The organism is Ralstonia sp. VS2407, assembly GCF_052950655.1.
In genome coordinates this window covers 1-479 of sequence record NZ_JBRFVG010000222.1, presented here as the reverse complement: position 1 = coordinate 479, position 479 = coordinate 1, and the positions used below count along the sequence as shown (strand labels likewise).

Genomic DNA, 479 nt, shown 5'->3' with positions numbered 1-479 from the left:
GGTTTAGGTATAGCGCTGGTCAGCATCGGCAAGATCCTCGGTCCCAACAAGCCCGACAGCGAGAAGAACGCGCCCTACGAGTGCGGCTTCGAGGCGTTCGAGGACGCGCGCATGAAGTTCGACGTGCGCTACTACCTCGTTGCGATTCTGTTCATCATCTTCGATCTCGAAACCGCATTCCTGTTTCCGTGGGGCGTCGCCCTGCGTGAAATCGGCTGGCCCGGTTTCATCGCAATGATGATTTTCCTGCTCGAATTCCTGCTCGGCTTTGCCTATATCTGGAAGAAGGGTGGCCTCGACTGGGAGTGACGGGCTAATCGCCGGTTTGCATGGGCGGCCACGCGTCGCCGCCTGTCTGGAGTGGAAAGCAAATGAGTATCGAAGGGGTCTTGAAGGAAGGGTTTGTCACCACCACGGCTGACAAGCTGATCAACTGGACGCGTACCGGCTCGTTGTGGCCGATGACGTTCGGGCTCGCG

Annotated in this window: 1 protein-coding gene and 1 pseudogene; both read left to right on the top strand. The window is 58.5% G+C overall.

Annotation, left to right across the window (positions count from 1 at the left end; translation table 11 throughout):
• The coding region (locus ACU8YE_RS24735; RefSeq protein ID WP_446930083.1) for an NADH-quinone oxidoreductase subunit A at nt 1–309 on the top strand (309 nt) is incomplete at its 5' end.
• Between the two features lie 62 nt (nt 310–371).
• Nucleotides 372–479: pseudogene (locus ACU8YE_RS24730) on the top strand (NADH-quinone oxidoreductase subunit B); the annotation flags it as partial.